A 16,817-nucleotide genomic window follows, 5' to 3' on the forward strand; every position below is an offset into this window, starting at 1 on the left:
AGGGGTGGCGGCGTCTCCTCGATCTCACGCCGGGCCAGGTCAGACGAGACCCGACTCAGAACTTCCAAGGAGCAACATGACCACGCTCGCTGATCGTTGGAACATCCGACCCGACCACACGTGGTTGCGTGGACAGCGGCCGGAGCACAACGTCCGATTCGACGAGGACGGCAGTATCGACATCTATGGCTACCTCGAAGCGGCGAAGGCGCTGACCAGCCCGCAGATCTTCTCCAACGACGTGGGCCGGCTCTTCCTTGACGAAGGTGCCGAGCTTGACGAGAAGGTCCAGGAAGGCAGCCTGCTGCAGTCCGATCCGCCCGCGCATGGCAAGCTGCGCAAGCTCGTGAGCCGGGCGTTCACTCCGAAGACGGTTGCCGACCTGGAGCCCCGGATCGCCGCTCTCACTCGCGAGCTGCTCGACCAGGCGGGCAGCCAAGGCAAGTTGGAGCTGGTCGCTGCCCTGACCTACCCCCTCCCAGTGATAGTGATCTGCGAGCTCCTGGGCGTGCCGGCGAGCGATCGTGACCTGTTCAAGAAGTGGGTCGACCGGATGGCGCAGAGCGCGAGCGCCCTGCTCGACGACGAGGCCGACGGCGAGGACGTCGATGTTGCAGCCGCCAATCGGTACGTCCCCGAGATGCACGAGTACCTGGCCGCACAGGTCGCCGAGCGGCGCAGGCACCCCAAGGACGATCTGCTGACCAGCCTGGTCCAGGCGGAGGTCGACGGTGACCGGCTGACCGACGCGCAAGTGCTCAATTTCGCCAATGAGTTGCTCGTCGTGGGCCACGCAACCACCAGCGCTTTGCTCGGCAACCTGGTCCTGTGCCTGGATGCGTACCCCGAGGCCGCCGCGCGGGTGCGTGCGGACCGGTCTCTTGTGTCCGGTGCCGTCGAGGAGTCGCTGCGCTTCCTCAGCCCGGTCGCCGCGATCTATCGAGCCACCGCCAAGGAGTTCGAACTCGACGGACACCACGTGGACGCAGACCGACTGGTGCGGGTCTGGGTCGGCGCGGCTAACCGGGATCCTCGCCAGTTCACCGATCCCGACACCTTCGACCCGGCCCGTGACCCCAACCCGCACATCGGGTTCAGCCACGGCATCCACTTCTGCCTCGGCGCCCCACTGGCCCGGCTGGAGAGCACCATCGCGCTGAACATGTTGCTTGACCGGTACCCCGCACTGTCCATCGACCCGGCGGAGCCGCCCACCTTCATGTCACTGCCCGATGCGATCGGGGTCGCCACGCTCCCGCTACGCACCGGATGATGCCGCACCGTCCACCAACTCCCGAGCGAAAGAGAGTCCGATGAACGCCACCACTGACTTGTGGAATGTCCACCCGCGCCACCGGTGGCTGCGCGGTGAGCGACCGAGCCAGCCGGTCGAGTTCGATGACGAGACGGGCATGTGGCACATCTATGGGTATCCCGAGGCGGTCACGGTGCTGAGTGACCCGGCGACCTACTCAAACGACGTCGCCCGCAGATTCGTGCCCGGGGCTGACCAGTGGGACTTCGACGGCAACCTGACCCAGCTCGACCCGCCGGAGCACCGGAAGCTGCGCACCTTGATCAGCCGGGCGTTCACCCCGAAGATGGTGGCTGATCTGGAGCCGAGCATCGCGAAGGTGACCAACGCGTTGATCGACGAGCTGGACACCGACGAGTTCGAGCTGGTTGACGCCGTTGCCTACCCGCTGCCCATGATCGTCATCGCTGACCTGTTCGGTACGCCCAGGGAAGACCGCGACCTGATCAAGCAGTGGGCGGACGACAGCCTCGCCGAACGCGGCCAGATCAAGGCCAAGGACGAGGACGGCGAGCAGACCCGCTCGATCGCCAGTCAGCGCGACGACCAGCGGAAGATGAACGACTACCTGCTCGAACACGTCGCCAACCGGCGCAAGCACCCCAAGGACGACCTGCTGACCAGCCTGGTCCAGGCCGAGGTCGACGGCGACCGGCTCACCGACAACCAGGTGGTCAACTTCGCCAGCCTGCTGTTCTTCGCCGGGCACGTCACGACCACCATGCTGTTGGGCAACACGCTGCTGTGCTTGGACGCGTACCCGGAGCAGATGGCGCGGGTCCGTGCGGACCGAGCCCTGGTAGCCCCCGCGATCGAAGAGTCGCTGCGTTACCTGAGCCCGCTCGCCTCCGCCTACCGCGCAACCAACGTCGACGTGGAACTCGGTGGCACGCGCATTCCCAAGGACCAGATGCTGGAGGTGTGGCTCGCGGCCGCGAACCGGGATCCGCGCCGGTTCACCGACCCCGACACCTACGACATCTCCCGCACCCCCAACCCGCACCTCGGGTTCAGCCAAGGCATCCATTTCTGTCTCGGTGGCCCGCTGGCCCGGCTGGAGGGACGGGTCGCGCTGAGCATCCTGCTCGACCGGTTCGCCGAGTTGCGTGTCGACCACGACCGCGCACCGGAGTTCCTCACCTCACCCGACTTCACCGGGGTGTGGACCCTGCCGTTGCGTACGCGCCGCTAGACGTCCGGGATGAACGACACATACGACGTCGTTGTGGTGGGCGCTCGCGTTGCCGGGTCCCCGACCGCCGTGCTCCTCGCACGTGCTGGATACCGGGTCCTGCTCCTGGAACGCGGGCGCTTCCCCCGGGACACACTGTCCACTCTGCTCATCCACCAGCCCGGAGTCGCGCTGCTCAAGCGGTGGGGTGTGCTGCCCCGTTTGGTCGCCACCGGGTGCCCGCCGATCGACCGGGTCAGCTACACCGTGGCGGATGTCCGGCTGGAAGGCTGTTCCTGGGCCGTCGACGGGGTGCGCACCGCGTTCGCACCCCGTCGGTACCTCCTCGACTCGATCCTGGCGCAGGTCGCAGTCGACTCGGGCGCCGAGTTCCGCGACGAGTCCACTGTGCTCGACCTGACCTTCGACGGTGACCGGGTGACTGGGGCCCGGGTGCGGTCCGGCGGAACCGAATACACCGTGCGTGCCACCTTGGTCGTCGGCGCGGACGGGATGCGTTCCCGAGTGGCCGCCAAGGTCGGCGCGCCCGTCGAGTTCGAAGACCCCAGACTGACATGTGCCTACTACACGTACTGGTCGGACCTGCCGCAGCGGTTCCGACTGCACGAGGCGCCCGGGAGTTGGGTGGGGACCATCCCGACCAACGACGGTGCGACGTTGGTCGGTGCGTACTTCCCGCAACGCCGGTTCGGGAAGCTGCGCGGAGACGGACTCGAGGCGTTGCTCGCCGCGGTCCAACACACCGCGCCGGAGCTGCGTGAGCAGATGGACGGCGGCCGTATGCTCGAGCGTCTGCACGGCACGGGCGACCAGCGCAACTTCTTCCGCAAGGCCGTCGGCCCCGGGTGGGTGCTGGTGGGGGATGCCGGCCACCACAAGGACTCCATCACTGCACGGGGCATCACGGATGCCTTCCGCCAGGTTCAGCTGCTCGTCGACTGCATTGGTGACGGGCTACACGACCCGCAGCGGCTCAGTCGTGCGCTCAACAGGTTTGCCTTGCAGCGCAATGACATGCTCATAGCCGACTACCGCAACACACTCACCACTGCCGCGCTGGCGGCCAGCGAGCACCAGCTCGAGTTGCTCCGGGGGATCGCGGGCAGCACTGAACTCACCGATCGCTACTTCTCGGTGATGTCTGGTGCCTGTCCGGCAGATGAGTTCCTCACGCCTGAGCTGCTCGACCTCCTGGCGTCGACGTAACAGGGCACGGTGGCGTGCGGTCAGGACCGGTGGATGTCGATGTCTCCCATCGACGCATGCCCGTGTGCGTGCGGCCGATGGACTGTGCCCGCACTGCGGCAGTGCCTCCGGCCGGGCGTCGGGAACTTCTTCTCCAGCAGGTCGAGGGCCTTCTGCGGCTCCCTACCGGGCATCGAGAAGGTGGCGGCGGGCGGCGCCGGGGCCGAGGGACTGTCGGCCAACGCCTGGCTGCTGCGGGTCGTGTCCACCGCCCTCGACGGCGGGGAGCGCGTAGGCCCGCCGGGCCGCGGCAAGGACTCGGGCATCCGGGGCTTCACTGGCTGGGTCCGCTAGGGCCCGCTGGCCCACCGCACCCCCACTTTCACCGGCGGATCGCCGATCCCGCCGACGTCACTCGTCACCCGCTTCACCAGCGGGATCACCCACCCCAGTCCGAGGGCATCGTCAACCGTTTCCGTACGATGCCGATCTCCCGGGCCTCGCTCCTGACCGGCCATGTCGTCGGCAGTGTGATCCAGACGATGATCAGCGTCACGCTCGTCACGGGCGTCGCCCTCCTGATGGGCTTCCGCCCCAGCGCAACGCCCATCGAATGGGTCGCCGCCATCGGCCTGCTTACCCTGCTCACGCTCGCGCTCACCTGGCTCTCCGCGGGCATCGGGCTGGTCGCCAAGAACGTGGAGACCGCCAGCAACATCCCGATGCCGCTGACGTTCCTGCCGTTCGTCGGCAGCGCCATCGTGCCGACAGAGTCCATGCCCACTGGCCTGCGCTGGTTCGCCGAGTACTAGCCCTTCACTCCGATCATCGAGACCCTGCGCGGTCTGTGGCTCGGCACCGAGATCGGCTCCAGCGCGGTCATCGGCCTCTCGTAGGGCGCGGCGCTCTCCCTGGTCGGTTACGTGTGGGCGCGTCGCACCTTCAAGACCGGCGCCAAGCGGTAACCACCGTGCCTCTCAGGTCACTTCACCGACTCGCGGCATCCACACGCCGCCCGACGATCGCAGGAGGACCCCATGTCGTACGACCCGACGGCCGCCGGCGCCATCGCCGCCGATACCACTGCTGAAGAGCCGCCCGCCCTGCCCGGCGCAGCCACGGTCGGTTCCGCTCCGTGCCCCGCGGCCGGTTGGCTCCATGGCTTTGCGGCCCGGCCGCCTCAGGCGGAAGCCCGCTGGTCCGGTGCGGACGCGCCGAGCCTCGGCGGCATCGGGGACCGGGACCGGCCGAGCCGTTGGAAGGCGTACGCGGTGGAGACCAGGGCCATGTGGTGATGCCACCCTGGGAAGGAGCGGCCTTCGAAGTCGAGGAGGCCGAAGCAACGTGCCATGGCCGTGATGGTGGAGGTGGTGGAGGTCGCCAGTGCGGTGAGCGAGACGGCATCCGAAAGCCGCCGCTCGGGCAGCGTGCTGATCCACACGGGACCGAGCCGGCTTCCTGGTCCGCACTCGGCGAAGAGCTGGTGCGGTCTTTCGGGAGTGCTGCTGGGCCTGAAGTGCGGAAGGCGGACCGGTGCGGCCAGGATGCGGGTACGCCGCTGCGCTCCGTCCGGTTCGGCGACGATGACGTCCCGGACGGTGCCGGAGGACAGGCAGGTCTTCGCGCTGAGCAGGGATGATGTGGTGGCGGAGCGTTCGCCGGGAATGACCTTGAAGTGCGGCGGAACAGCGACGACCAAGGTGTGCCGCCGCTCGTTGAGGGCCTGGATGAACAGCCGTACGTCTGGGTCGTCGCTCATGTCGGCTACGACGGGCGACGAAGCGGACGTCGCGGCCAGTGCGTCCACCAGCCCAAGGGCGTGCGACCACGGGGACCGGTAGTGTTCGGTGTCCGGCACGCGGGTGCGTTGGCGCAGCCGGGGGTCGTCGATCCAGCTGTGCGGCATGTAGAGATGCCAGCCGACCGGCACCTGCGCTGTACCGATGTGCAGGAAAGCGCCGAAGCCCAGTTGCGAGTTGAGGGTTTGGCCGGACGACGGGTCGAAGTGCCGGTGGACGCCTACCGACTGCTCGCCGCGCTTGGGCAGCAGAGCCCGGCCGATCGACCATGCCGTGACTGGCCCGTGTCCCTCGGCCCATCTCGTCAGCGCGTGCAGAACCGGGCGCCAGTCCCAGGGGCTGAGGTTCACGAACTGGCGAAGCGACTGGGCGGTGGCCGCGGGTGAGGGCGAGATGGTGTCGGCCAGGCGGCGGATGGACTTCTTGCCCTTGGTACGGAGTAAGGCCGTCACATATGCGTGGGCCCATCTGCGCTGATCGACTCGTGGAAGATGACCGAAAATGTTGGTTGTGAAGGTGAGGAGAGATACGTCCTCCGCGCTCGTAGTAAGCCCTTCATTGACTGGATTCGGCCGGTCGGTCTCGTAGCTCGCCACCATGCTGCTCCCCCGTGTCCCTTGAGCGGTGATAGCCGCCGAGCAGTGTGCTGATTCCTACCTACCTGAAGAAAGGGACGGCTCATCTGTTGCCCTTTCTAAGCGGCAGGAGCTTATGCGTCGAGTCGACTCCGAGCTAATGAGAAAGAGTCGACGGCAGCTAAAACGCGCCAGCGGTCGGCTCTATCGAGCTCCTGCGGGCGCCGAATCACGTGGTTCGCGCTGAGCCTGGATCCGGCTATAGGGGCGTGTGCCGGGAAGGGCGGCAGGATTGTGCATTCGTGAATCGCCGAGGCGGACTCCGATGCCGCGGAAGTGTGCCCGGGTCGACGAATGACTGATTTCGCTCTTGCTCGAGGCGATCTTGATGTTTTCTGTATGCGCGCCACACTCACGCGGGTGTTTTTTCTCTACTATGTCGGTTTTGTGGTGCGGATGAGTGAAGGGTGATCACTATTTGCTCACAGTTCGTCACGACTGGTGCACGACTTCTGTAAGTCGTATCGAGGGCCTGGGGGCCGCTTGCCGATGAGAGGGTCTCCGGGTTTAACTCATGAAGTTGCGAAGGAGGCCACTTCAGGTAAGCGGTCCGATGGCGACCGTATAAGGATCTGCGACAGGGGACTGATGGCGGAGTCGATCGATGGAGCAATCGGTGCGGCGCTCCTGGTGTGTAGTTCGGCGAGCCTGTAATTATTTTGCCATCTGCGGTTATTGCCGCACGGTGCGGTGAAATTCGCACGTAATCGTGCTTGGATTTCTCAAATATCTGGAATTAAATCCATTTCCATGGGGACGCTGTGCATCCCTCTTTGTCTATGAGGCGAGGATGGCCGACGGTGCTGCTGCTTCGTGCTCGTCAAAAGGGACCTGAGCTTCCTCGTCAGTTTGATCGTATGTGATGGAGGCCTGCCGGATGAACGTCAACAGCGGTGCACAGCTCACAGGGGCGGGACGCATTTCCATCCCCGCGGTGTCTAGACAGGGGCAGCGCAGAGCCGCCTTCGCGGATCCTCGGCGCGGCGAGGTGGTGACCACGCGGGTGGGCTTGCGCATGCCGCTGGATCTGGACTTCGCCGACTGGGAGCGGGCGGGTCGCCAGCTCGCGGGTGTGGTGGACTCGTCCTCATGGTGGCTGGGCGACTGGCTGGTATACGGCAAGGACCACTATGCCGACCGATACCAACGGGGTATTAGTGCGGCTGGACTGAAGTACCAGACGCTACGCAACTATGCCTGGGTCTCGCGCCGGTTCGAACTGAACCGCCGGCGGGCCAAGTTGACCTTCCAGCACCATGCAGAGGTCGCTTCACTCCTGCTCGACCAGCAGGAGCGCTGGCTCGATCGGGCCGAGGAGATGAAGTGGACCACCAAGCAACTGCGCAATGCCATCCGTGATGCCGGTAAAAATGGCTACGGTGAGGGTGGTAGCCCCGCTCTGACTCGCCGCCTGGCGGTGCCGGGTAGCCGCGTCCAGTGGTGGCGCAAGGCGGCGGAACAGTCAGGGATCGACTTCGACCGGTGGGTCCTGGTGACGCTCGACCGCGCGGCCGGGCAGATCCTTGAGGACGAGGAGAAGGTGTCGGAGCTCAACGTCTGAGTCTGGCTTGCGTCGTTCTCGCGTTTGCTGCCGGTGTGGGGGCTTGGCGGGGTGTCCCGATTAGCCGTTGACGGGGGAGCGGCCCCGAAGCAGAGCAGTCACGGCTTCCGGCGACCATGAAGCGTCGAAGCCCCTGATCACCAACGGAAGACCGTGCCTGCCTCCTCGCCTCGCTCCTTGCGACCGCCCTGCTCCAACTCGGCGCCGACCCCGTGGCGGGACCCGATTGGCCGTGCCTGCTGCACCACCTGGGCCACCTGCCTGATGCGCGACGCCGAGGCTCGCGCCCCCCGCTGGCCTATGTGCTCGCCCTGGCCGCCTGCGCGGTACTGGCCGGCGCCCGCTCCTTGACCGAAATCGCCGAGCGGCCGGCCGATACCCCCGCCGGCCTGTTCACCCGCCCCGGCGCACGCCTGCTCGGGTTCCCACCGGCCGTACCGGGCACCGTCCGCGGCGAACCCCATGTATGCGAAGTCCGTACGGTGGCCCAATGCGTAGCAAGGCCGACGCCCCTCTCTTCCATCGACATGATGAAGTCTTCAATCATGGTTGAAGTAGAGGTGTCTATCCGCCGAGATTCCAGGGCGGGGAGCATTTGGCTGTGGAGCAGCATTTTGACCGTGCGTGTGCTTGCGTCCGCATAATGGTGCTGACGTGTGGGCCACGCCGATGCGTACGTGCCGAAGCGCGGCTTTCCGAGCTCTCACCTCAGCTCGGCCTGGTCCCGGGGAGTGTTCCGCTTCTCGTTGTAGATCGCGGAGAGGCGATCCAAGGTGTCCGGCTGTGTCGGATACCCCGACTCCTTCGCCATTGCAGTTGGCGGTCCGTGGCAGGCGGAATCGGCCCCCAGCCGGACTGATGCCGACCCGATGCCGACCTTCCTGATGCCCTATCGGCTAACTGGCCGGGGGCTCGGCACGGCTGGCGAGATCATTCCAAGGGAGCAGTGGGGCGGCGGCCGTGTCAGTGCATTGCCTGGAGCGTTTTCAGGGCCAAAGGGGGAGAACGGGACGCCAAGAATGCGCATTTCCTGAGACGCTGCAATACATGGCTGCAAAGATCGGACGGCCAACCGACTCTCTCGACTCTCTCTTCCAGGTTGCCCCGAGTAAGGGGCGGTTTCTAACGGTCGTTGCCACACGTGGTCAGTTGACGAGGCGGCGAGCAGTTCGTGCAGGCGCTCGGTGGTGTGGGCGGACAGGCCGGTGCCCTTGGGAAAGTGCTGTCGCAGCAGGCCGTTGGTGTTTTCGTTGGAGCCGCGTTGCCAGGGGCTGGCCAGGTCGCAGAAGTAGACCCGGGCAGGGCCCGGGCCTCGGGCTCGTCTGGGTCATGACCGCGCTGTGCGTGATACGCCCCCTGCGATAGCAGCAGGTTGCCGGTAACAGGCTCGGCCAAGCCAAAGCGCAGAGCAGCCTCTGCCTCATGGCGTGAAGGGATGCCGTGTGCGGCTGTAGGCTGCGCAGCACCTCAGGACCGCAGGGACAGGCCGGATTCCGGAGTTGTGCGACGGCGACCTCGATGGCCTCTCGGTCCGCCTCCCGCCGAATGACGACGACCGGGATAGCCGCGCTCCAGGACCTCCTCGAGCCCCTGCTTGGTCAGGCCCCGCAGGGCGCTCAGGCCCGCGCGCTACGAGCGCTGCGCGCCGGGACCGAACCGTGCCCGAGCCGCAAGGGCAACATGCAGTTGTTACACACCGGTCCGGGCCACGCCAGGCGTCGAACGCGGGCCTCATACCGTCACTGCAGTCGGCCCATGAGTTCGGCGGTCTCACGATGCCGGCCGCAATCCCGTCGGGCGAAGGACTCCCGGACCAGTGCGCGGACTTCGGGCTGTTGTTCCTGGCTAAGCTTGAACATGCCCTCGGCCCCGGTCACCCGTACCCGGAAAGCGCCCACGTGGGGCACGATCTGGCGGAAGTAGCCTACCGACTCGGACATGTCCCAGCCGGTCCCGAGTTCGGCTTCGAAGGCGCGCACGGTGGACTGCACCACGCCGAGCGTCTCTTCCAGGGAGTCGATCTTCTCGACGACACCGTGCACATGCACCGCGGTGAAATTCCACGTAGGCGCGGCGGGGGTCTTCCGGTAAACCGTCGGAGAGACGTATGCGTGCGGGCCGGTGAAAACCAGCAGCACCACATCGCCCGACCGGAGTGCCGACCAGTGCGGGTTCTTCCGGTTCAGGTGCCCGAGCAGGAGTGCTCCGGACAGATCGCTACTCCACTCCTCGGTCATCCGTGGGTCCTGAATAACAGGCAGATGCGTCGCGAGCGGACCGTCGGCGGTGGTGCCATTGGTCGTCAGAAGTGCCAAAGGGTTACGGCGTATGAGATCGACCATCCACATACCTTCTGGCTCGCGATACTGGCAAGGTACGAACATCGAGTATCGATCCTTTCGGGGGAATTCTACGTCTGCAATTTATGTCCTGCCGACGGGACACGGATGCCTTGATTGGTTCATCGCGTAGGTCTACCTTGGCGGGCGGCCGACGGCAATTGAAGCTCGCTCGGACGTGGTTCTCAAGGGATGTGGAGAATTCTCAATGGGTTATCGTGAACACGAGACCTACGACGTGGTCGGTGTCGGTTTCGGCCCGTCCAACCTGTCGCTCGCCGTCGCCCTGAACGAGCATCGGGAGAACGCTCGGGGGCATGGGATCAGCGCCACCTTCTTCGAACGTCAGCCTGCGTTCGGCTGGCACCGCAACATGCTGCTGCCGTCGGCGACCATGCAGATATCCTTTCTCAAGGATCTGGTCACGTTCCGTGATCCGACGTCGAGTTTCAGCTTCATCGCGTATCTGCACTCCTCGGGTCGGCTGCCCCAGTTCGCCAACAATCAGGATTTCTTCCCGACGCGTCAGGAGTTCCACCAGTACCTGGAGTGGGCGCAGGCACGCGTGGCGCATTTCGTTACATATGGCTCGGAAGTGATGTCGATTCGGCTACCGCACGGCGCCAATCCGAAGTCGGCAGGCCATCTGGAGATTGAGGTCCAGGACGTCACCGGCCGAGGCGCCCGTGTGATCAATGCACGGAACGTCGTCATCTCGACGGGGCTCGTCCCGAACATGCCCGACGGAGCAGAACGCGACGAACGGGTCTGGCACAGCTCCGAGTTCCTGGCGAAGTACCGGCGGATGAATCCGGGTGAACTACGCCGTGTGGCGGTGGTCGGGGCGGGGCAGAGCGCGGCCGAGATCACCCGGTTCCTGTACGACGAGCTCCCGCACGCAGAGGTGTGGGCGATCATCCCGTCCTACGGCTACTCCGTCGCGGACGACACTCCCTTCGCCAACCAGATCTTCGATCCGAGCGCGGTCGACGACTACTACTACGGCACCGAGCAGACGCGTGAAGCCTTCTGGCGGTACCACCGCAACACGAACTACTCGGTCGTTGACGATGAGGTGATCAGGGACCTGTACCGGCGCACGTACGACGACGAGGTAAGCGGCACCGAACGCCTGCACTTCCTCAACCTGACGAGGGTCTCCGGTGTCAAGCGCGCCGGTGCCGAGACGCGGGTCTCCCTGCAGGCGGGACTCAACGGCGATGTATACGACCTCGACTTCGACGCCCTGGTCTGTGCGACGGGCTACGACGCGATGGAGCCCACCGGTCTGCTCGGGGACCTTGACCGCTTCTGCCTGCGCGACGAGACGGGACGGTACCGAGTGGAGCGGGACTACCGCATCACCACCAGCTCGGAACTGCCCTGTGGGCTCTACCTCCAGGGCGGCACCGAGCACACCCACGGTCTCACCTCCTCGCTGCTGTCGAACATCGCCGTACGCAGTGGCGAGATCGCCGACTCGATCATTGCCAGCCGGGCGAAGCGGGGCGTGGACCAGGCGGTCCCCGTTGAGGTCGGCCACGACGGCAGCTGAATACTGCCACCGCACTCGCGGAATCGCCGCAGGTCGGACGCTGTCCGCCGCCCTCTCGTATGCGACGCAGTGTCAGCTCTTCCTTCGCTGACGCTGAGGCCGAAGGCCGCCCACCCCATGGCTATCCGGCACCGCCCTCGGGCGACAGGGGAGCCCGGAAGCGGCCGATGGCCTGAGATGTCGTCCGCGCAACTCCTCATCCTCCACGCCGAGTTCCTCCCGGGGCCAGACACAGCACGCCGGTCTTGCTGCTGCCGGTTGCAGTGCACCTCTCCTTCCCCCTCACCTGTGGTGGTGAGGGGGGAAGACGGCGGACAAGGTGACAGGCGGGGAGGTGGCGCCACCCAGGCCGTGCCGGGTGTCACTGGCGTCTTTCGAGTGTGAGGCTGGCCGGCCACTGGATTTCAGCGAATGGACTTCCGGTTGTACTGAGCCAGTGCCCAGGTGTAGCCGAGAAGGGCGATCGCCACGCACCAGATGGCAGTGGCCAGGAAGTCGTCGCCGGCGGGCGCGCCCTTGAGGAGGCTCCTGATGCACTCGATAAACGGGGTGAAGGGCTGGTGCTCCGAGAACCAACGCAGTCCGTCGGGCATGGAGCCGGCTGGCACGAAGCCGCTGCCCAGGCACGGCAGTAGAACCAGGGGCATGGGCAGGTTGCTGGCGACCGTTGCGGAGTTCGCGAAGGTGCCCATGGCGACGGACAGCCAGCTGAGGGCGAACGCGATCAGGGCAAGAACACCGACTACCCCGAACCAGTCCGCGATGTCCGCGGCAGGCCGGTAGCCGAGCAGGAGGGAGATGGCCATCACACCGAGCATGCCGAGGAAGGTCTGGATGATGGCGCCCACGACGTGGCCGGTCAGCACCGCGCCACGGGCGATGGCCATGGTTCGGAAGCGCGCGATGATCCCCTCCGTCATGTCGGTGTTCACCGAGATGGACGTGCCTTGGGCGCCGGCGGCGACGCCGATGACGAGGATGCCGGGGACGACATAGCTGAGGTAGCCGGCGGTCCCGTGGACGCCGATGCCGGTGCTGAGGGTGTTGCCGAAGACGTAGACGAACAGCAGCAGGAAGACCACCGGCAGGGCGATGACGACGATCACCTGGGACGGATCGCGCTGCATACGCTTGAGGTTGCGTCCGAGCATGGTGAGCGCGTCGCTGAACGGGTGTGGGGTTGCCTTGCGCGGGGCCGGAGCGATGGTGGCGCTGCTCATCGTGTCACGCTCCCTTCTTTCTCGTTGGTCGCGCCGGTCAGCGCGAGGAAGACATCGTCGAGGTGAGGGGTCTGTACCGACAGTGCGAGCGGTTCGATCCGCGCGTGGTCGAGCTGGTCGAGCACGGCCCGGATCGAGCGCGTACCGGCGGCGTCCATCGCGGCGCTAAGGGTTAACGTCTCTTCCTCACGCGTCGATCCCGGCACCGCGCGGGCCGCGGCATCGAGGGTGACGGCGTCGGCGAAGCGCAGCTCGATACGACCACCACCGATCCGAGCCTTCAGCTGCTCGGAGGTGCCTTCGGCGACGAGCTTGCCGCCGTCGAGCACGGCGATCCGGTCGGCGAGCCGATCGGCCTCCTCTAGGTACTGGGTGGTGAGGAAGACCGTGGTCCCGTGGGCCACAACATCGCGGACGATGTCCCACATCGCCTGTCGGCTGCGGGGATCGAGGCCGGTTGTGGGCTCGTCCAGGAAGATGACCTGGGGCTCGTCCAGCAGGGTCAGGGCTAGATCGAGTTTGCGGCGCATGCCGCCGGAGTACGTGTGCAGCGGCTTCTTCGCCGCGTCACCGAGCTCGAACAGCTCCAGAAGGTCCGCGATCCGGCGGCGGGCGGCCGTGCGGTCAAGGTGCCGAAGGTTGGCGATCAGACGCAGGTTCTCCTCGCCGGTGAGCAGCTTGTCCACCGCTGCGAACTGACCGGTGAGCCCGATGGCCGAGCGGACGGCGTTGGGTTCTTGCTTCAAGTCATGGCCGGCGATGCGGACTTGGCCGTCGTCGGCCTGGACGAGGGTGCTGCAGATGTGCACCGTGGTGGTCTTCCCAGCACCGTTCGGCCCCAGCAGGGCGAACACGCTGCCGGTGGGCACTTCGAGATCTATGCCCGCCAGCACCTCCTTCGTGCCATAGGACTTACGCAGCCCCCGCACCCACACCGCGGTGGCGCTGTCGGCTTCAGGCATCCGTGATCGGCCCCTCTCGTACGCTGTTCAAGTAAGACTTGAACAGCGTACGATAGCTCTTGAACGGTGCGCAAGTGAGTCTCGGACAGTGTTCAAGTTAGGATGGGTGCATGACTCGTCGAACCTTGAGCCGGGCGCAAATCGTCAGTGCTGCCATCGAGCTGCTCGACGAGGAGGGCCTCGACGGCCTGAGTATGCGGCGCCTCGGGCAACGTCTCGGTTCGGCCGCGACATCGGTGTACTGGCACGTACAGAGCAAGGAGAACCTGATCGCGCTGGCCAGTGACCAGATCTGGGGCGAGATTTCCGTGCTCGACCCCGATGAGGTGGGATGGCGGGAGGCCGCTGTCGAGCTGGCGCGCAGCATGTATGGGCTCGGTGTTACACATCACTGGCTGATCCCCGCGATCCCCAGCTGCCTGACCTACGGCATCGGAATGGCTCGCTACCAGGACCACAGCTATGCCATCTTCGAGGCCGCGGGTTTCACCGGGGTCGACCTCGACTGGGCGGTCAACACGCTGTTTACGTTCGTGGTCGGCGCTGCCTACCAGGACTCCGCACAGGCCATGGTATTGAGGAGCCAGAAGGACAGCGAGGAAGTGCAGCGGCGAATGCAGGAAGCCATGGCCAACGCCGACCAGATCGTGGCCCAGTTCCCTCGACTGAAGGCACGGGCGGCGGAACAGGCGCAGTTGCCGCGCGCGGCGCGCACCGAGGCACTTGAGTTCGGGCTCGGTGTTGTCCTCGACGGTATGTCGGTAAGGCTCAACAGGGGCGTTGCCCGGCTGAGCTAGTGGGCGGTCCAGCAATCAGCGACGGGCCACCCAACATCGACTTCCCGGGAGGACTGCCGGCGGTCACCGCATCGCAGCAACGGGCCCTGACCCCGGATCGTGGACATGGGCTTAGACGTCGTTTCACTTGGTGAGTCGTCGGTGGTTGATGAGGCTGGTGGCTATGGCGGTGAAGGCGAGGAAGTGCTCGGGGTTGCGCTCGTAGCGTCGATGCAGTCGACGGCAGCCGGAGAGCCAGGACATGGTGCGCTCGACGACCCAGCGGTGCCGACCCAGCCGCTGGGAGGACTCCTTCCCGCGGCGGGCGATGCGGGGTGTGATGCCGCGCGCTCGTAGCCATCGACGCTGATGGTCGTAGTCATAGCCCTTGTCTGCGTGCAGCCTGCCCGGGCGCCTTCGACGCGGTCCGCGGCGACTGCGGACGGGTGGGATGGAGCGGACCAGCGGTTGCAGGGCCAGGCTGTCGTGGGTGTTGGCGCCGGAGATGCCGACTGCGAGGGGAAGGCCGTTGCGGTCGACGATGAGGTGGATTTTCGATCCGTTCTTGCCGCGATCGGTCGGATTCGGTCCCGTCAGGAGCCCCCTTTGAGAGCCCGCACGCTGACGGAGTCGATGGCACAACGCGACCAGTCCAGCTCGCCGGCCGCCCCCAGCTCGTCGAGGATGACGCGGTGCAGGCGGGCCCAGACGCGGGCCTTGGACCACTGGGCGAAACGACGGTAGACGGTGGGCCACGCCGGCCCGAACGTCGGTGGCAGCTGCCGCCAGGAGCAGCCGGAGGTGGCGACGAAGATGATCGCCGCCAGGCACTCGCGGTCCCCAGCCCGCCGTCGCCCACCGCCCTGCGGGCGTATGACCACCTTCTCCGGTACCACCCGCCGAAACAGCTCCCATAACTCCTCAGGCACCATGCGCTCAGTAAGACTCGTCATGCCCAGCACAACGACTCACCACCCCAAAGGAAACGACGTCTTATGCGGCTGAGGCGGGCGTAGTTGATGGTGTGTCGAGTACCGCTTCGTAGGTGGATAGCCAGGAGGGGCAACTCACGGAGTGAGACGAGGAGCAGGGCGGTTTATCTGCTGCGCCACGGCCGCGATATCTGACAGGAGCCCTGCCGGCTGCTGGTCGAGGTCCAGCGCGTGCTGATGGAGGACGTACCGGCGTGCCGCACCCGGTGGGACGCATGGGGCACATTCCCCTTCGCATAGATGAGGTGTCCTTCCGGCAGTCCCAACGCGGTGCAGTAGGCCAGCATTTGGTACAGGTCCGCATCCGGATAGCCGCCCCGCTTCTCGGCCTTGTACTTGGCGTCCGCCACTGCCAGCGGAGCGTCCTGCGGCCCGTACAGCACGAAGTCCGGCTTCATGCGGATTGCGCCGCCTTCGTCGAGGTGGTGCGGGTCCTGGAGGCGGCCGGTGCGGTCCGAGCCGCGGAAGACCTCGCGCAGCGCGACCGTCACGAAGTCCTCGAAGAGAGTGTTCATGTCGAACAGGAAGCCGTCGATGCACAGCCCGCCCATCGTGTGCTCGGCGGACGCGCCGTCCAGGACGACGCGGGCGAGGTGGAGGGCGTGGTGGTAGCGGGAGTTCAGGCGGGTGGGGTGCCAACCGGGGAGGGGATGCCCGCGCACGATCGGGGTGACGTCGGCGAGTCGGGCCCGTTGGTGCAGTAGCCGCCGGCGTACCTCGCGCGGCACGCCGGGCAGGCGTAGCAAGCGCTCCACCGCCGCCCGCAGGATCCGGTTCTCCGCGATGTCGGTGGTGAATTCGTCATACGCCACCTCCACGGGCAACATGGCCCCGAAGCGGCGGCGTATCTGCTCGGCCTCCCGGATCCGCCCCCGGACGAAGAGGGCGGCCTCTTCCGTCGCCCGGTAGCCCTGTAGTAGTCCCTGCCGCAGCGCCCGGTCCACCTGCCGCTCCATGGCGTGGGCGAGGGTGGGCAGCAGGTCGTGGTGCTCGGCCACCAGCACCTGCTCGTCCCGCCAACTCCGTCCCGGATCCAGGCTGTAGCCGAGGAGGAAGAAGAGTCGGGCGATGGGGACTTTGGGCCGGATGCGGAGGGTGAACGGGGTGCAGCCGGGCGCTCCGACGGTCACCGCGCCGACCTTGCTGCCCGCCCGCAGCCGCCAGAGTCCCGGGGCGTACGGGTCGGGGGCCGCCTCTTCCACGATCCGCGCGGCGGCGAGGGCCCGGCCGACCGGGTCCGGGAGGGGGTGGCTGACGGCGGGGGCGTACTCGACGAGGTCGATGGT

Annotated in this window: 12 protein-coding genes and 3 pseudogenes; 8 read left to right on the plus strand and 7 right to left on the minus strand. The window is 66.3% G+C overall.

Annotated features, from left to right (window positions below; genetic code table 11):
• Positions 1 to 76: 76 nt before the first annotated feature.
• The 5 genes and pseudogenes from AB0C46_RS13490 to AB0C46_RS13510 form a co-directional block, all read left to right on the plus strand.
• Positions 77 to 1,273: a cytochrome P450 gene (locus AB0C46_RS13490; protein ID WP_362827966.1), complete on the plus strand. Its 1,197-nt coding sequence runs from the start codon at positions 77 to 79 to the stop codon at positions 1,271 to 1,273.
• 40 nt (positions 1,274 to 1,313) lie between these two features.
• Positions 1,314 to 2,507 (plus strand): cytochrome P450, encoded by a 1,194-nt coding sequence (locus AB0C46_RS13495; RefSeq protein ID WP_362827967.1) that lies wholly within the window; start codon positions 1,314 to 1,316, stop codon positions 2,505 to 2,507.
• Positions 2,508 to 2,516: 9 nt separating this feature from the next.
• Entirely contained in the window at positions 2,517 to 3,713 is a 1,197-nt protein-coding gene (locus tag AB0C46_RS13500) for an NAD(P)/FAD-dependent oxidoreductase (protein ID WP_362827968.1), read from the plus strand.
• Positions 3,714 to 3,797: 84 nt separating this feature from the next.
• Positions 3,798 to 4,046, plus strand: a complete 249-nt coding sequence (locus AB0C46_RS13505; RefSeq protein WP_362828142.1) for a hypothetical protein — start codon at positions 3,798 to 3,800, stop codon at positions 4,044 to 4,046.
• A gap of 101 nt (positions 4,047 to 4,147) precedes the next feature.
• A pseudogene (locus AB0C46_RS13510) lies at positions 4,148 to 4,657 on the plus strand (ABC transporter permease); the annotation flags it as partial.
• A 215-nt stretch (positions 4,658 to 4,872) separates the two neighbouring features.
• Here AB0C46_RS13510 and AB0C46_RS13515 read toward each other — a convergent pair.
• The gene (locus tag AB0C46_RS13515) at positions 4,873 to 6,090 is read right to left on the minus strand and encodes a transposase (protein ID WP_362827969.1); all 1,218 of its coding nucleotides are present in this window, start codon (positions 6,088 to 6,090) and stop codon (positions 4,873 to 4,875) included.
• A gap of 913 nt (positions 6,091 to 7,003) precedes the next feature.
• On the opposite strand from AB0C46_RS13515, the gene AB0C46_RS13520 reads away from it, so the two are divergent.
• Positions 7,004 to 7,687: an LmbU family transcriptional regulator gene (locus tag AB0C46_RS13520; protein WP_362827970.1), complete on the plus strand. Its 684-nt coding sequence runs from the start codon at positions 7,004 to 7,006 to the stop codon at positions 7,685 to 7,687.
• A gap of 1,186 nt (positions 7,688 to 8,873) precedes the next feature.
• On the opposite strand, the pseudogene AB0C46_RS13525 reads toward AB0C46_RS13520, so the two are convergent.
• Positions 8,874 to 8,981 (minus strand): annotated as a pseudogene (locus AB0C46_RS13525) (IS30 family transposase); the annotation flags it as partial.
• Between the two features lie 445 nt (positions 8,982 to 9,426).
• Positions 9,427 to 10,071 carry an FMN-binding negative transcriptional regulator gene (locus AB0C46_RS13530; protein ID WP_362827971.1) on the minus strand — a complete coding sequence of 215 codons (645 nt, stop codon included), beginning with the start codon at positions 10,069 to 10,071 and terminating at the stop codon, positions 9,427 to 9,429.
• A 163-nt stretch (positions 10,072 to 10,234) separates the two neighbouring features.
• On the opposite strand from AB0C46_RS13530, the gene AB0C46_RS13535 reads away from it, so the two are divergent.
• Positions 10,235 to 11,581 (plus strand): lysine N(6)-hydroxylase/L-ornithine N(5)-oxygenase family protein, encoded by a 1,347-nt coding sequence (locus AB0C46_RS13535; protein WP_362827972.1) that lies wholly within the window; start codon positions 10,235 to 10,237, stop codon positions 11,579 to 11,581.
• Between the two features lie 404 nt (positions 11,582 to 11,985).
• Here AB0C46_RS13535 and AB0C46_RS13540 read toward each other — a convergent pair whose 3' ends face one another.
• Complete coding sequence (locus tag AB0C46_RS13540) at positions 11,986 to 12,801, minus strand: ABC transporter permease (RefSeq protein ID WP_362827973.1); 816 nt, start codon at positions 12,799 to 12,801, stop codon at positions 11,986 to 11,988.
• Entirely contained in the window at positions 12,798 to 13,763 is a 966-nt protein-coding gene (locus AB0C46_RS13545; RefSeq protein ID WP_362827974.1) for an ATP-binding cassette domain-containing protein, read from the minus strand. Before AB0C46_RS13545 ends, AB0C46_RS13540 begins: the two co-directional genes overlap by 4 nt.
• A 110-nt stretch (positions 13,764 to 13,873) precedes the next feature.
• Here AB0C46_RS13545 and AB0C46_RS13550 point away from each other — a divergent pair, with 110 nt between their 5' ends.
• Positions 13,874 to 14,560, plus strand: coding sequence for a TetR/AcrR family transcriptional regulator C-terminal domain-containing protein (locus tag AB0C46_RS13550; RefSeq protein ID WP_362827975.1), 687 nt, complete (start codon positions 13,874 to 13,876; stop codon positions 14,558 to 14,560).
• Positions 14,561 to 14,683: 123 nt separating this feature from the next.
• Here AB0C46_RS13550 and AB0C46_RS13555 read toward each other — a convergent pair.
• Both AB0C46_RS13555 and AB0C46_RS13560 read right to left on the minus strand, forming a co-directional pair.
• Positions 14,684 to 15,492, minus strand: a protein-coding gene (locus tag AB0C46_RS13555) for an IS5 family transposase (RefSeq protein ID WP_362827976.1) whose coding sequence is annotated in 2 segments (ribosomal slippage) — positions 14,684 to 15,142 and positions 15,145 to 15,492 — 807 coding nt in all. Because the reading frame shifts where the segments join, the coding sequence is not laid out codon by codon here.
• Positions 15,493 to 15,606: 114 nt separating this feature from the next.
• Positions 15,607 to 16,814: pseudogene (locus AB0C46_RS13560) on the minus strand (restriction endonuclease).
• Between the last annotated feature and the right edge of the window lie 3 nt (positions 16,815 to 16,817).

The organism is Streptomyces sp. NPDC048637, assembly GCF_040650675.1.
Lineage (GTDB): Bacteria > Actinomycetota > Actinomycetes > Streptomycetales > Streptomycetaceae > Streptomyces.

What these genes read in the sequence shown, in the direction of transcription:
- AB0C46_RS13500 (WP_362827968.1), top strand. Translation starts at nt 2,517, where the DNA reads ATGAACGACACATACGACGTCGTTGTGGTGGGCGCTCGCGTTGCCGGG.
- AB0C46_RS13540 (WP_362827973.1), bottom strand. Translation starts at nt 12,801, where the DNA reads ATGAGCAGCGCCACCATCGCTCCGGCCCCGCGCAAGGCAACCCCACAC.
- AB0C46_RS13550 (WP_362827975.1), top strand. Translation starts at nt 13,874, where the DNA reads ATGACTCGTCGAACCTTGAGCCGGGCGCAAATCGTCAGTGCTGCCATC.
- AB0C46_RS13545 (WP_362827974.1), bottom strand. Translation starts at nt 13,763, where the DNA reads ATGCCTGAAGCCGACAGCGCCACCGCGGTGTGGGTGCGGGGGCTGCGT.
- AB0C46_RS13495 (WP_362827967.1), top strand. Translation starts at nt 1,314, where the DNA reads ATGAACGCCACCACTGACTTGTGGAATGTCCACCCGCGCCACCGGTGG.
- AB0C46_RS13520 (WP_362827970.1), top strand. Translation starts at nt 7,004, where the DNA reads ATGAACGTCAACAGCGGTGCACAGCTCACAGGGGCGGGACGCATTTCC.
- AB0C46_RS13490 (WP_362827966.1), top strand. Translation starts at nt 77, where the DNA reads ATGACCACGCTCGCTGATCGTTGGAACATCCGACCCGACCACACGTGG.
- AB0C46_RS13535 (WP_362827972.1), top strand. Translation starts at nt 10,235, where the DNA reads ATGGGTTATCGTGAACACGAGACCTACGACGTGGTCGGTGTCGGTTTC.
- AB0C46_RS13515 (WP_362827969.1), bottom strand. Translation starts at nt 6,090, where the DNA reads ATGGTGGCGAGCTACGAGACCGACCGGCCGAATCCAGTCAATGAAGGG.
- AB0C46_RS13530 (WP_362827971.1), bottom strand. Translation starts at nt 10,071, where the DNA reads ATGTTCGTACCTTGCCAGTATCGCGAGCCAGAAGGTATGTGGATGGTC.